General features: G+C 33.5%; 13 protein-coding genes. 5 read left to right on the forward strand and 8 right to left on the reverse strand.

Features of this window, described 5'->3' with window-relative positions; translation table 11 throughout:
- Positions 1-23: 23 nt before the first annotated feature.
- Together AWE51_RS17500 and AWE51_RS27230 are read right to left on the reverse strand one after the other, a co-directional pair.
- The gene (locus AWE51_RS17500; protein WP_066315966.1) at positions 24-770 is read right to left on the reverse strand and encodes a uroporphyrinogen-III synthase; all 747 of its coding nucleotides are present in this window, start codon (positions 768-770) and stop codon (positions 24-26) included.
- Positions 771-801: 31 nt separating this feature from the next.
- Positions 802-1455, reverse strand: a complete 654-nt coding sequence (locus AWE51_RS27230; protein ID WP_066315968.1) for a DUF4271 domain-containing protein — start codon at positions 1453-1455, stop codon at positions 802-804.
- Between the two features lie 117 nt (positions 1456-1572).
- On the opposite strand from AWE51_RS27230, the gene AWE51_RS17510 reads away from it, so the two are divergent.
- From AWE51_RS17510 to AWE51_RS17520, 3 genes are read left to right on the forward strand one after another with little or no spacing between them, the layout of a single operon-like run.
- Positions 1573-2304 carry a polyprenol monophosphomannose synthase gene (locus AWE51_RS17510; protein WP_066315969.1) on the forward strand — a complete coding sequence of 244 codons (732 nt, stop codon included), beginning with the start codon at positions 1573-1575 and terminating at the stop codon, positions 2302-2304.
- A complete protein-coding gene (locus AWE51_RS17515; protein ID WP_066315972.1) occupies positions 2301-3647 on the forward strand; it encodes a dihydroorotase in 1347 nt (448 codons plus the stop codon). Before AWE51_RS17510 ends, AWE51_RS17515 begins: the two co-directional genes overlap by 4 nt.
- Positions 3644-4117, forward strand: a complete 474-nt coding sequence (locus AWE51_RS17520; RefSeq protein ID WP_066315974.1) for a DUF4296 domain-containing protein — start codon at positions 3644-3646, stop codon at positions 4115-4117. The genes AWE51_RS17515 and AWE51_RS17520 overlap by 4 nt, the downstream gene beginning before the upstream one ends.
- A 9-nt stretch (positions 4118-4126) precedes the next feature.
- On the opposite strand, the gene AWE51_RS17525 is transcribed toward AWE51_RS17520, so the two are convergent.
- Positions 4127-5137, reverse strand: coding sequence for an NAD-dependent epimerase/dehydratase family protein (locus AWE51_RS17525; protein WP_066315977.1), 1011 nt, complete (start codon positions 5135-5137; stop codon positions 4127-4129).
- A gap of 110 nt (positions 5138-5247) precedes the next feature.
- On the opposite strand from AWE51_RS17525, the gene tyrS reads away from it, so the two are divergent.
- Complete coding sequence (gene tyrS, locus AWE51_RS17530; RefSeq protein WP_066315980.1) at positions 5248-6543, forward strand: tyrosine--tRNA ligase; 1296 nt, start codon at positions 5248-5250, stop codon at positions 6541-6543.
- A gap of 151 nt (positions 6544-6694) precedes the next feature.
- Here the strand turns inward: tyrS and AWE51_RS17535 are convergent, their stop codons facing one another.
- From AWE51_RS17535 to AWE51_RS17545, 3 genes are all read right to left on the reverse strand, one after another.
- A complete protein-coding gene (locus AWE51_RS17535) occupies positions 6695-7144 on the reverse strand; it encodes a YHS domain-containing (seleno)protein (RefSeq protein ID WP_066315983.1) in 450 nt (149 codons plus the stop codon).
- A gap of 184 nt (positions 7145-7328) precedes the next feature.
- The gene (locus AWE51_RS17540) at positions 7329-8309 is read right to left on the reverse strand and encodes a LuxE/PaaK family acyltransferase (protein ID WP_066315985.1); all 981 of its coding nucleotides are present in this window, start codon (positions 8307-8309) and stop codon (positions 7329-7331) included.
- Between the two features lie 100 nt (positions 8310-8409).
- Positions 8410-8757, reverse strand: coding sequence for a T9SS type A sorting domain-containing protein (locus tag AWE51_RS17545; RefSeq protein WP_066315987.1), 348 nt, complete (start codon positions 8755-8757; stop codon positions 8410-8412).
- Between the two features lie 293 nt (positions 8758-9050).
- Here AWE51_RS17545 and AWE51_RS17550 point away from each other — a divergent pair, with 293 nt between their 5' ends.
- Positions 9051-10457, forward strand: coding sequence for an MATE family efflux transporter (locus AWE51_RS17550; protein ID WP_066315989.1), 1407 nt, complete (start codon positions 9051-9053; stop codon positions 10455-10457).
- 86 nt (positions 10458-10543) lie between these two features.
- Here AWE51_RS17550 and AWE51_RS17555 read toward each other — a convergent pair whose 3' ends face one another.
- Both AWE51_RS17555 and AWE51_RS26295 read right to left on the reverse strand, forming a co-directional pair.
- Positions 10544-11674 carry a CARDB domain-containing protein gene (locus AWE51_RS17555; RefSeq protein WP_066315991.1) on the reverse strand — a complete coding sequence of 377 codons (1131 nt, stop codon included), beginning with the start codon at positions 11672-11674 and terminating at the stop codon, positions 10544-10546.
- 181 nt (positions 11675-11855) lie between these two features.
- On the reverse strand, positions 11856-14078 hold the full coding sequence (locus AWE51_RS26295; protein ID WP_066315994.1) for a beta strand repeat-containing protein: 2223 nt from the start codon (positions 14076-14078) through the stop codon (positions 11856-11858).
- Between the last annotated feature and the right edge of the window lie 17 nt (positions 14079-14095).

The raw sequence follows: 14095 nt of genomic DNA on the forward strand, positions 1-14095 counted from the left end.
TATATCAATAATAGTTTGATATATTACTTCTTGTTTGCTTCTTTGATATATTTTTGAAGCGCCATGGTCATAGACGGCGTCTCTGGTGTTGGAGCTTGAATATCTACTGTTAAATCATGCTCTTCGGCTGCCTTGACAGTCGAGTTTCCGAAAACAGCAATTCGAGTGTCGTTTTGCTTAAAATCAGGAAAATTCTCGAATAATGATTGTATCCCAGAAGGACTGAAAAACACTAAAATATCGTAAAATACATCTCTTAAGTCAGATAAATCACTAACTACAGTTTTGTAAAAAACGCCCTGTTTCCAATCCACTTTAAGGTTATCCAAAGTATCAGGGATTAGAGGTTTTAGTTTGTCTGAAGAAGGAAGTAAAAACTTTTCATTCTTGTACTTCTTAATTAACGGAGCAAGTTCTTGGAAAGTACGCTTTCCAACATAAATTTTTCTTTTACGGTAAACTACATATTTTTGAAGATAGTAAGCTACAGCTTCACTTTGACAAAAATATTTTAAAGAATCGGGAACCTTAAATCGCATTTCTTCAGCAATTCTGAAAAAATGATCAACAGAGTTGCGACTGGTAAGAATAATAGCAGTATACTGTGATAAATCCACTTTTTGTAACCTTACTTCTTTGGCATCAACTCCCTCTACATGAATGAAGGGGATAAAGTCAATTTTAACTTTTTCCTTTTCCTCTAAATCAAAATAAGGTGAATTTTCTACTTTAGGCTCAGGTTGAGAGACCAAAATTGTTTTCACTTTCATAAATATTCTTTTCTTACGTTCCTAACTTATCTTATTTAATAAGCTTATATAGTATAAAATAGGGTGCAATTTCAAGTGCGCAAAGATACAAAATAAAATAAAACAAGTGCTTTAAAATTGTATTTTCATTTTTTTTATAAAAAGAGATGAGAACAATTGCATTTATGATAAATAGTAGGGCTAATACTGCGATAAATACATTTCTGGTGGGGAGAAAAGCATAGATAAATATAATGTTTATAGGTAGTAATAATACGCCAATAAAATTGCGATAAGATACCTTATGGAATAAGTATTCATCTACGATAGAATCAATTGAGAAAATTGTGGCAACTATTTTTTCTACTAATAATTTACAAATTACAATTACAGTATAAAGAATTATGATCTTAAAAAATAAGTTAATTTGTATAGGTAAAACTTCAAATTCGAATACTTCAAAACCTGAATATAAAAATAATGAAACAGAGATAATCTGTAAAATAAGTAAGATTGTATTAAAAGGTGAAGATAGAGTACTGGTTTTTTGAGATGATATGATATACTTAGTGCTAGTAAAGAGCGTCATGAAATCGGCAAACTTAAGAGCGTCTAATTTTTTCGCAATAGCAAGTAATGCAAGGCATAAAACTAGTAAGATAGTTAGCCAATTATTCGATGTTATTTCTCTTGTGATAAATTCCATATCCTATTGCGGGATAAAATTACGATCAATTAATGTATAAAAGCAAAAAAACATCTAGTTATTTCATTGTTCAATGGGTCTAATTATTTAGTTATATTTGCGTGAAAAATAGTATCGATGGCAGAGGCTTTAGTCATTATTCCTACCTATAATGAAATTGAAAATGTAGAACGAATTATTAAGAATGTGTTTTCACTTCAGCGTGATTTTCATATTCTTATTGTAGATGATAGTTCTCCTGATTTAACTGCTGCAAAAGTTAAAGAGTTACAGCAAGAATATCCGGATATTCTATTTTTGGTCGAACGAAAAGATAAACTGGGTTTAGGTACTGCTTATATAACTGGATTTAAATGGGGATTAGAAAGGTCTTACAACTATATATTCGAAATGGATGCAGACTTTTCTCATAACCCAAATGATTTGATACGATTGTATAATGCCTGTTCTAAGGGAACTGCCGATGTTGCTATCGGTTCTAGGTATGTTACTGGGGTAAATGTTGTAAACTGGCCGATGAGTAGAGTTTTACTCTCGTGGGGAGCATCAAAATATGTTCGTTTTATCACAGGAATGGATATTCATGACACAACTGCGGGATTTATCTGTTATAAAAGAGAGGTTCTTGAGAAAATAAATTTAGATAAGATAAAATTTGTTGGATATGCTTTTCAGATAGAGATGAAATTTAAAGCATATTTACTAAAATTTAAAATAAAAGAGGTTCCTGTAATTTTTACAGATAGGACTAGGGGTAATTCAAAAATGAGCAAAGGGATTATATCTGAAGCCGTTTTTGGAGTAATAAAAATGAAATTTAATAGCTTGTTTAATCGTTACGAGATATGAAAGTAAACTCAGTACTTATAAAGAATGTACATATAGTAAATGAAGGTCAAATTTTTGCAGGAGATGTCTATATAGAAAATGGAGTCTTTAAAGAAATAGCTGATCAGATAAGTGCAAAATCTTCTGATGTTAAAATTATTGATGCTGAAGGAAAATACTTATTACCTGGAGTAATTGATGATCAAGTACATTTTAGAGAACCTGGATTAACACATAAAGCAACTATAGAAACAGAATCCAGAGCAGCCGTAGCTGGTGGGATAACATCTTTTATTGAAATGCCTAATACGGTACCACAATCTACAACTATTGAAAAGTTAGAAGAGAAATTCGAGATAGCTTCAAAAACAAGTTATGCCAATTACTCTTTTATGTTTGGTGGGACTAATGATAATTTAGAGGAGATATTAAAAGTTGATCCTAAAAAAGTGGCAGCTCTTAAATTGTTTTTAGGATCATCTACAGGAAATATGTTGGTAGATAACCCCGAGATATTAGAAAAAATATTTTCGTCTACAGATTTACTAATTGCTGTGCATTGCGAAGATGAGCAAACAATTAAAGACAACACAGCTCGTTATAAAGAAACGTATGGAGATGATATTCCTATTGAATTTCATCCAGTAATACGTAGTGAAGAAGCTTGCTATTTATCATCGTCAAATGCCGTAGCTTTGGCAAAGAAAACAGGTGCAAGATTGCATGTTTTTCATCTTTCCACAGCAAAAGAACTTGAATTGTTTACAAATAAAATTCCTCTTAAAGATAAAAAGATTACTGCAGAAGTATGTATTCATCATTTATGGTTTTCGGATGCGGATTATGCTACAAAAGGAACTTTAATCAAGTGGAATCCAGCGGTTAAAACAGCTAAAGACAGAGATGCCTTGTTTACTGCTTTGTTAGAAGATAAATTAGATGTGATTGCAACAGATCATGCACCACATACTTCTGAAGAAAAAGATAATGTGTATACCAAAGCACCTTCTGGAGGCCCATTAGTTCAACATGCGCTTCCCGCAATGTTGGAATTTTATCATCAGGATAAGATAAGCTTAGAAAAGATTGTAGAAAAAATGTGTCATAACCCCGCAATCTTATTTCAGATTGAAAATAGAGGATATGTAAAAGAAGGGTATAGTGCAGATGCGGTATTAGTTGATTTGAATGCACCATGGACTGTAAATAAAGAAAATATAGCTTATAAATGTGGTTGGTCTCCTTTTGAAGGAACAACATTTAAATCACGTATCACCCACACTTTTATAAATGGAAATTTGGCATACGAAAATTTCAAGTTTTATGAAGAAAAGCATGGGCAAAGACTAACTTTTGATAGATGATTAAAAAAAGACACATATGCTTTGTGGTGATTCTAGTTGCGCTAGCTTGTCAAAGTATAGATAAAATAGAGCAGCCTAAAATATTACTAGGAGAAGATCAAATGGTTGAGGTTCTTACAGATATTGCTTTTGTAAAAGCAGCAAAAGGCTCTTATAAGAGATTTTTGGAAGAGAATAAAATGAATCCAGAGACTTATATTTTGCAAAAACACAATATTGATAGTATTGTTTTTGAAGAAAATAATATATGGTATTCAGGACAATTGGATACATATGAGAAGATATTTACGCGAGTAAAAGCTAATCTTGAAGAATCAAAGAATAAATATGAAAAGATTAGAAAAGAAGAAGATTCTATAAAAAAGATACAAGACTCTATTAATAAAGTAAAAGATACATTAACTGATAAAAAGGAGCTTCTAAAAGATGATGAAAGTATGCATCAAGAACTAATGCAGCTTGATCACTAGAAGTAGGGTTTAAATTTTGTTCAAAAAATGTTGTGCAGTCTCTTTTACAGCTTTTTCTATTGGAATAAAAGTGTAATCCAACTCTTTTTTAACGGCATCGTTTTTATATATAGGACTAGAAAAAGCACTCTGAATTGATGATTTAAAAATTGAGCGTTTTGTTCTAAAAAGGATATGACTTAGATATTGCAAATAGAATGCGATTTTCATTAAAACAGGAGTAGCTTTTTTAGTAGGTACGGGTTTATTTAACGCATTTGCAATTAATGTAAATGCAGTCTTGAAACCTAAATTTTCTCCAATCACAATATACCTTTTATTAGTACATGCACCATTCATGAGTTGGTACATGATATTCGTAACATCATCTATTGCAACATATCCTGTAGACCCTGAAGTATAGTATTTCATACCCGCATTAATTCTTTTGAATAGATATCCACTACCACCTTCATAAAACCCTGGCCCAATAATAATTCCAGGATTTACGATTACAACATCTAAATGTTCTTGTGCTCCCCGCCAAACTTCCATTTCGGCGCCATACTTTGTAATGGCATATACAGATTTTGAGATTTCAGGATTCCATTCTGATGATTCATCGATAAAAGGAACATTAGGTTCTTCGTCTAAAGTAGCAATAGAACTAACATAACAAAGTTTTTGGATGTTGTTAATTAAGCATAGATTTACTATGTTGGCGGTTCCTTCAATATTAATTTTGCGTAATTTTTTGTAATGTTTAGGATTAAATGTGATCCAAGCGGCACAATGATATACATGAGTAATTTCATGAAAAGCATCACTTAAATCCGGGATGTTCGTAATGTCTGTTTTTACCCAATCTATAGTGTTAAAAAGTGTATCTGCTTGATCTGGTAAGTAATACGAGAATATTTTTTTAGCATGTTCTCTTTTGGTTTCGGATCTATAAAGTGCGCGCACTTTATGTTTTTCTTTTACGATTTTCATCAATAAATGAGTGCCTACCAATCCTGTTGCTCCTGTAACTAAAATCATGAATAAATATTCTAAAGACTAAAATAATCATATTTAGGATTCCTTATATATTCATAGCTAAATATTATCCATATTTTTATCTTTGTCGATCTTAATCGAATTATAGTATAATGACCAAGAATTTTATAGAAGAGCTAAAGTGGCGAGGTATGTTGCATGATGCCATGCCAGGAACTGAAGAATATCTAATGGAACAAATGAGGGCGGCATACGTAGGATTTGACCCTACAGCAGACTCATTGCATATAGGTAATCTTGTACCTATTATGTTGTTGGCGCATTATCAAAGAGCAGGTCATAAGCCTTTTGCTTTAGTGGGCGGAGCTACAGGAATGATAGGTGATCCCTCTGGTAAATCTGCAGAACGTAATTTGTTGGATGAAAAAACACTGCGTCATAACCAAGAAGCGATCAAAGCACAATTAGCAAGGTTCTTAGATTTTGAAAGTAATGAAGCCAATGCAGCTGTATTAGTAAATAACTATGATTGGATGAAAAACTTTTCATTTCTTGAATTTATTAGAGATGTAGGTAAACATATCACTGTAAATTACATGATGGCTAAAGATTCTGTGAAGAATCGAATTTCTTCAGAATCATCAGACGGAATGTCTTTTACAGAATTTACATATCAATTAGTACAGGGGTATGATTTTTTGCATCTTTATAAAGAACATGATTGCACTTTACAAATGGGTGGTAGTGATCAATGGGGTAATATTACTACAGGAACAGAATTGATCAGGAGAATTGGAGGCGGTAAAGGATATGCCTTAACGTGCCCATTAATTACTAAATCTGATGGTTCTAAATTTGGAAAATCCGAAGGGGGTAATGTTTGGTTAGATGCTAAGAGAACCTCTCCGTACAAGTTTTACCAATATTGGTTAAATACCAGTGATGAGGATGCAGAAAAATATATTAAGATTTTCACTTTTTTAACAAAAGAAGAAATAGAATCATTAATACTGGAGCACAAAGAAGCCCCACATCTACGGATTTTACAGAAGAAACTGGCTGATGAGGTTACTGTAATAGTGCATTCTCAAGAGGATCTAGATAATGCAATTAAGGCTTCGGCAATTCTTTTTGGGAAATCAACATCTGCAGACCTTAAGGATTTGGATGAAGCTACATTTTTAGATGTTTTTGATGGTGTACCGCAATCTGAGTTGCCCAGAGAAATTCTAACAGAGGGACTTAATATTATAGGAGCTTTGGCAGAAAAAACGGGATTCTTAAAATCTAATGGTGAGGCTAGAAGAGCTTTGAAAGAAAACTCCATATCTGTAAATAAAGAAAAGGTTACTGATAGTTACGCTATATCTGAAAGTGACTTAATTAATGATCAATTTGTGCTCTTACAAAGAGGAAAGAAAAACTATTTTGTTATTAGAGCAGTATAGTTAGTGCTTTAAACTCAAAACATCTAATTTGGTTTGACAAGAAAACAATAAAAAACAAAGCCTACCAGAATCTCTTCTTAGTAGGCTTTGTCAACTAACCAATCAATTATTGAAAAAAACTTAACATTCAATACAGTTCGATGCAACTGTATTATTTCTTTATTTTAATTCCTTGCCAATTTGCGTCTGCTTTAGCTTGCAATTGTTTAGGATTTTCTGCTGACCATTTTTCTAGGGTATTTACTCCCCACGAGTTGTAAAATAAATACAATTTACTATCTCGTATTTCAAAAGTCTTAGGATTAATATCAACCTTATCATTGTTTACAGCTACTGCATATGCACAATATCCGCCATACTGTGGTATGAATTTATCTGGATTACTTTTGAACTTATTTAAGTTATCTTGAGTAGCAAATGCATATTTTACATTATCATGAGTAGCTGTAATTTTGCTATCTCCTTTGATTGCCTTATTGTTAAAATACTCTGTTACATCATATCCCTCTGCAACAAAACTTTTTTTTGTATTATAATCTATTTGTTGCGCACTTGCTATAATTATAAAAAAGCTAAACAGTAAAGTGAGATAAGTTTTCATTTGTTTGTTTTCAAGTAACTTCCCCAATTCAGTCGAGTTTTTTTTTAATCATTACAACTTTAACATAATTATAAGACTTTGTTTATGAATATTTTTCTGTTAGTGTAGTGTAGGAAGGCACTTTACTCTGCTTTTATGCTTAAAATAATTTTCGAATTATATATGTATACAATAACCGAAAAGTTTAGAGAGCCATTAGGTTGCATCCTCTAATATCGCTATGGTCAAATCGACCTATTATTTCAAAACTATTTTTTTCGTGAAGTTTACCCAAATCTTGAGTTGCAATAAAAGAGCAAGAATCAATATTGGCCAAATCAATAATATTGATTCCTCCTGTTCTGCCTTTTTCTAATATTGTTAATGGGTCTTCTGGATTGCGTATAGATACTCTCATCCATGGTGGCGGATAAAAAAGTCCATCTCCGTATGAATAAGCTTGCGATAGTAGTTCGGTCATGCCATATTCACTATGGATTTTAGAAATACCAAATCCTTTTTTAAGCAATAGATGTAATTCTTCACGTATAAGTTCTTTTCTTCGTCCTTTCATTCCGCCTGTTTCCATTACGATCGTATCTGGAGGCAAACGGAGGCTATATTCTTCGACTAAATCCAATAGCGCAAATGATACACCTAATAGAAGTATTTTTTTGTTTTCGGAGATTAATTGTTTGATAACTCCTACCAATTTTTTAATATCATATAGATAAAATCCACTTAGGGTTTGATTACTGTCTTGTATGAGTTTTTCGGCCATGTATACTAGTGAAGACCCTTCTCTTTCTAGGTAAGAGGGTAGTAATGCTAATATAGTATACTCTTCAATCTCTCCATAGAAGTGTTTAAAGCCTAATCTAAAACTTTGTTCATAAATAGAAAGATTGTTTACATAGTGTTTACTGGTTGTGCTACCAGTAGTTCCGCTACTTGTAAAAATTTTAGCAACGGGAGCAGTTGTACTTACTATTTTTTTCTGTTTAAAGAAATCAATAGGTAGGTACGGGATGTCTTCTAATAAGTGAACTGATGTTTTGGTTATGCCAAGTAAATTACAAAACCTTTGATACGTATTATTGTTGGTGTACTGATGCTTAAAGACTTTTAATGCTGTTTCCTTAAACTCTATGTCATCTTGAATAGAAAAAATGGTTTCAGCTAGCATACGGTGTTATCGATAATTATATGCTACAAAGATATAAAGTCTCTTTAAGATAAATTACTTAAAATGGATCAAAAAAAATGGACTAATGGTGAAATAATAGTTATTCGATGATGAGCTTTCTTGTGGCTTCTCTCTGTCCTTCGGTAATTTTAATTACATATACCCCTTCATTTAAATCACTAATATCTAATTCTTTTCCGATTAGTACTTTAAATACAGCTTGTTTACCGAGAACCGTATAGATTTTAACTGTTTTGGTTAACTGTTTGTCAGAAGTTATATATATAACATCACCAGTTGCAGGATTAGGAAATATACGAAGTCCTGGTATCTTGTCTAGGTTTTTGGAGGCTGGATTTTGAGGTTGGTTAGCCTGTGCTTGGATTCCCGTGGTAAAGGAAAAGCATAGTAAGGCAACGAATATGATTAGTAAGTAGATTTTTTTCATAAAAACTTATTTTGGGGCAATAAAGATACAATTTAAAATTAAAAACTATCTAAGATAGCCCGATACTTTTCTGTTAAATCTTGATTTTAGGGCACTTCGGTAGTAAAACTACGGTTTTTCCATCGAAATATTTTTGTATTTCAAAAATAATGCCGCATCTTTGTTTCATTATGAAGCTGTAAAAAAATTATGTACATTTTTGTACGCATTAGGACCTCATTTATTTAGGAGCTAGAAATATCTTCACTAGTCTTCTGTTTTGTTTTATTTCTAATTATATAATTTTTCATATTATGGCTGAAAGTAAAGTCAATATTTCCCGTTTTATATCATATTTCAAAATTGCAATTTCAGGTAAGGAGCAAGAGTTTACCTCAGGCAGTATTCGCAGAGCAGTTTTTATGTTGTCTGTACCAATGGTTCTTGAGATGATGATGGAGTCTGTATTTTTCTTAGTAGATGCATACTATGTTTCTAGTTTAGGAGCCAATGCTATTGCGACAGTAGGACTAACAGAATCGGTACTTACATTGGTTTATGCAGTAGCCATTGGATTAAGTATGGGAGTTACTGCGATAGTGGCACGTAGAGTTGGTGAAAAGGATATCAATGGAGCGTCGCAAACGGCTATCCAAGCTATTTTTTTAGGAATAGGAATTGCTGCATTGATAAGTTTAATAGGAATATTTTTTCCTAAAGAGATTCTTGGTCTAATGGGAGCAGAACCTGATCTTATTGCAGAAGGTTATGGTTATACACGAGTACTTCTAGGAGGAAATGTAACTATCATGCTCCTATTTTTAATCAATGCTGTTTTTAGAGGAGCAGGAGATGCATCTGTGGCAATGAGAGTTCTTATATTTTCAAATGTCTTAAATATTATTCTAGATCCCATGTTTATTTTTGGGTTTGGACCTATACCTGCCTTTGGGGTAGAAGGTGCTGCAATAGCAACAACTATAGGAAGAGGTAGTGCTGTAATTTTTCAATTACTAATCTTATTTTACGGGTGGAGTAAGATTAAAGTAACTTTTAAAGATATTGTTTTTAGAGCTCAAATTATGATTGATCTTATCAAAGTATCTCTTGGAGGTATTGGGCAGTTTATTATTGGGACCTCGAGTTGGGTTTTCTTAATGAAAATCATGGCTGAATTTGGTAGTGAAGTTTTAGCAGGGTATACAATAGCGATACGCGTGTTAATGTTTACGCTAATGCCTTCTTGGGGGATGAGTAATGCTGCCGCTACTTTAGTAGGGCAAAACTTAGGGGCATCTAAGCCGGATAGAGCAGAGCAATCTGTGTGGAAAACCGGTAAATACAATGCTGTTTTTATGCTATTTGTATCTGTTTTTTATTTACTCTTTGCAGAGATAATTATAAAGATTTTTAGTACCGAAACACTTATCGTAGAATATGGCGCTTTAAGTTTACGAGTTATTGCAGCAGGGTATGTGTTTTATGCATACGGAATGGTAGTTATTCAATCATTTAATGGTGCTGGTGATACTAAAACACCGACTATTATTAATTTCTTTTGTTTCTGGGTATTTCAATTACCGTTTGCTTATCTGGCTGCTCTAGTTTTTGATTGGGGAGCAATTGGAGTGTTTTTATCAATAACTTTTGCCGAAGTGTTAATTGCTGTAATAGGTATTATTTGGTTTAAAAAAGGAAATTGGAAAACGGTTAAGGTGTAATTTTAAGTATTAAAATATATTTTGAATGGTAAAAAAACCGGAAATCAATATTTGATTTCCGGTTATAAAATTACAATAGGTAAGCTTTATTCTTTTACTATTTTATAAGTTTCTATACCGTTCTTAACGATATAAAATCCTTTGGGTAGACTATTAATAAATTTATCTTCCTCATCTTTTGTAGCTACGGTTTTTTGATTTATGAGAGTTCCGTAAATAGTGAATACAGATACTTCATGAGAGTTAAGATTAGATTTATCTAAAATGTTAACTAGTCCTGACCTTGAAGATGATGAATAAACAAACTGTAATTGGTTTATATTGTCATTTTCATTGGATTCATCAACTTTTCCTTTTCCATCGATATCAAAACTTAATGTATATCCATTTCCATTAGATAATGTTGGAGAAGAACCAATGGTATTACTTACAAATACATTAAAGGTTTTTGTAATAGAGTTACTGGCACTGATACTTCCAATATTACTATCTGTAGTAACATTAAATACTCTTGCCCTTGGATCCGGGTATAAAATACTACTTGTGTTAATTAACATGTCTAAGGAGACTGGATTTGCTTGAGTTGAACCAGATACGTTGTTTTCTACTTCAATACTAAAGTCATATCGATTATTCTTTTTTAGTGTTGGAGTATTCGTATTGCCATTGGGAAAGTTAAAAATGAGCGTGTTAGTTGTCGTATTTTTAACTTTAAGACTTTTTAATTTTAAGTTTGGTTTCTTAAGTACAGGACAACCATTGTTAGAAGCTGGACCAGCAACATTAGGGCAATTATCAGAGTCGTTAGGAACACCATCGCCATCATTATCAGGTTGAGATATTGGATATACTAATTTTTTAACTTGATTATTGTATTTAACGACAAGAATGAATTTTTTTCCAGGAATTGTAACACGTCTATCTAAAAAACTATTAAACCAAGTGTTTTTAGTAGTAAAAGATGGAAAATTTAATGGGTTGTCTCTGTCTCTATTCCAATAAATTAGGCCTAAAAGATTTGAGGAAGATTCGCTTTGGAAGTAAACAAATAGATCTAAAGAATGATAGGTACCTTGAACATCAAATTTGAAATCGAACCTGTCACCTTTTTCAATGGTTAAATTTGGGTTGGAAGTTACTTTAAAATTCTTAATGTTAATTTGAGAATTAACAGTAATTGTGATGAATAGTAATACTAAAAAAGTCAATTGTTTCATAATAAAAAGGTTTTAAAAGTTTAGGTTAAAATGTATACCCTTTAATGCCTACCGACTTAAAAATGTTACCCTTTATTCTGTGTAATTAATGATTCCTTAATATGGGTAATATAGGGATAAGATTACAAGAAAAAGGGCTACCATAATGGTAGCCCTTTTAGACACTATATATTCTTTATTTTTAGAAACCAATTGCCCAACCATTAGCCCAGTCAGGAGCAGCAGCTCCATTACCTGCACCAGTATTATCACCTACAGTGATGAACGTTTGGTTAACTCCTGTATAGTTTGTTTGATTAAAAGGAGTAGCAGGACTATCAAATTGCATTGGGTTGATAGAAAGATTATTTGCTTCAAGTCTTACTGCGGCTTGAGCATCAGTATCTTTTACATTTACACCAAGATCCACATTACTTGTAAAGAAGTTCGTGATTGTAAAGTTACCACCACCTTCTTTGAAGAACAGCGCACCTTCAGTAACAGGACCAACAACTGTAATGTTAGAAAGTGTAGTTGTAGTAACAGGCATAGCATCACCATCATCACCATTATTTGATCCTTCAATACCAGCTTTAGCACCTTTAGAAATATACCAGTTAGATCCATTTCCAGCCCATCCATCGGCAAAGTCAATAGAATCATCACCACTACCAATAGATACAAGGTTGTTACCAGTTACAGTTCCACCAAAAAATTCGATACCATCATCACCTCCTTTAAGAGATTGTACGAATTCGAAAGTAGTTCCAGAACCAACACCAAAAAGAGATACCCCATTAAATTCTTTATCGTTAGAGAAAGTAGCACCAGTGTACTCAACTCTTAAGTAACGAATAGATCCCGAGTTATCCGTTGCATTAGTTCCACCATAGATAAGGTCTGCAACTTCAGAAGTTACATTATTTCCTTTATTTGTAGGAGCATCACCGCAAATAACTAATCCACCCCAGTCGCCAGGATTAGGACTAGCAGCACCAGAGGTCATTACAACTGGAGAAGCAGCAGTACCGTTAACAAATATCTGTCCACCTCTGGCTACGGCGATATAAGCAGCCGTTCCACCAGTTGCTTTTATTGTTGTTCCAGCAGGAATAGTTAATGACCCTCCGTCTTTTACAACAAAAGCACTTGTAAGGTTATACTCAACAGTTGCGCTTAATGTAACAGTTCCGTTAACTTCACCAGCTAAGTTCTCAGAGCTTGCAGGACCACTATTGTCAAGACCTACAGTCCATCCAGCTGCCCAAGCAGGAGAAGCAGCACCGTTTCCTGCACCAGTAGCAATACCTTCGGTAAAGAATGTTTGGTTCGTTCCTGTATAGTTAGTAGCATCAAGTCCAGTTGGAGCATTAGCAAACTGAATATCTGTAATTGTTAAATCACCGTTTTCAATTCTAACAGCGGCTTGTGCATCGGTATCTTTAACATTAATACCAAGGTCAACATTACTTGTGTAGAAGTTCGTAATTGTAAAGTTACCACCACCTTCTTTAAAGAAAAGTGCACCTTCGGTAACAGGTCCAACCACTGTAATGTTAGAAAGTGTAGTAGTTGTTACAGGTGTAGCATCACCATCGTCTCCGTTGTTAGATCCTTCGATTCCAGCTTTAGCACCACCAGCAATATACCAGTTTTCACCTGTACCGGCCCATCCGTCTGCAAAATCAATAGAATCATCACCACTATTAGTAGATACTAAATTTTCACCAGCAACGGTTCCTCCAAAAAATTCGATTCCATCATCTCCACCATTATGAGACTGTACAAATTCGAAAGTAGTTCCAGAACCAACACCGAAAAGCGATACCCCATTAAATTCTTTATCGTTTGAGAAAGTAGCACCTGTATATTCAACTCTTAAGTATCGAACAGATCCAGAATTATCTGTTGCATTAGTTCCACCATACGTAAGATCTGCAACTTCAGAAGTTACATTGCTTCCTTTGTTAGTAGGAGCATCACCACAAATAACTAATCCACCCCAATCACCAGGAGCTGGATTAGCAGCGCCGGAAGTCATAACAACGGGAGAAGCAGAAGTTCCGTTTACGAATATTTGAGCACCACGTTCTACAGCAATATAAGCAGCGGTTCCGCCAACAGCTTTAATTACTGTTCCTGCAGGAATTGTTAAAGTAGATCCAGATTTAACAACATAAGCACCTGTAAGTTGGTACTCTATAGTAGCATCTAGAGTTGTGTTTTCAGTTACGTCACCAGTTAATTCACTGTTTGCAGTACAAGGATTACATGAACCACCACAATCTACGCCAGTTTCATTTCCGTTTTGAACACCATCGCTACAAGTTGAAGAACTCCCAGGAGTATCATCATCACCGTTACAAGATACGACAAACGCTCCTGTAGCAAAGGTTAACATTAATGTAAAAAGAATCTTTCTCATTGTTTTCGAAGTTTAAT

Source organism: Aquimarina aggregata, from assembly GCF_001632745.1.
GTDB lineage: Bacteria > Bacteroidota > Bacteroidia > Flavobacteriales > Flavobacteriaceae > Aquimarina > Aquimarina aggregata.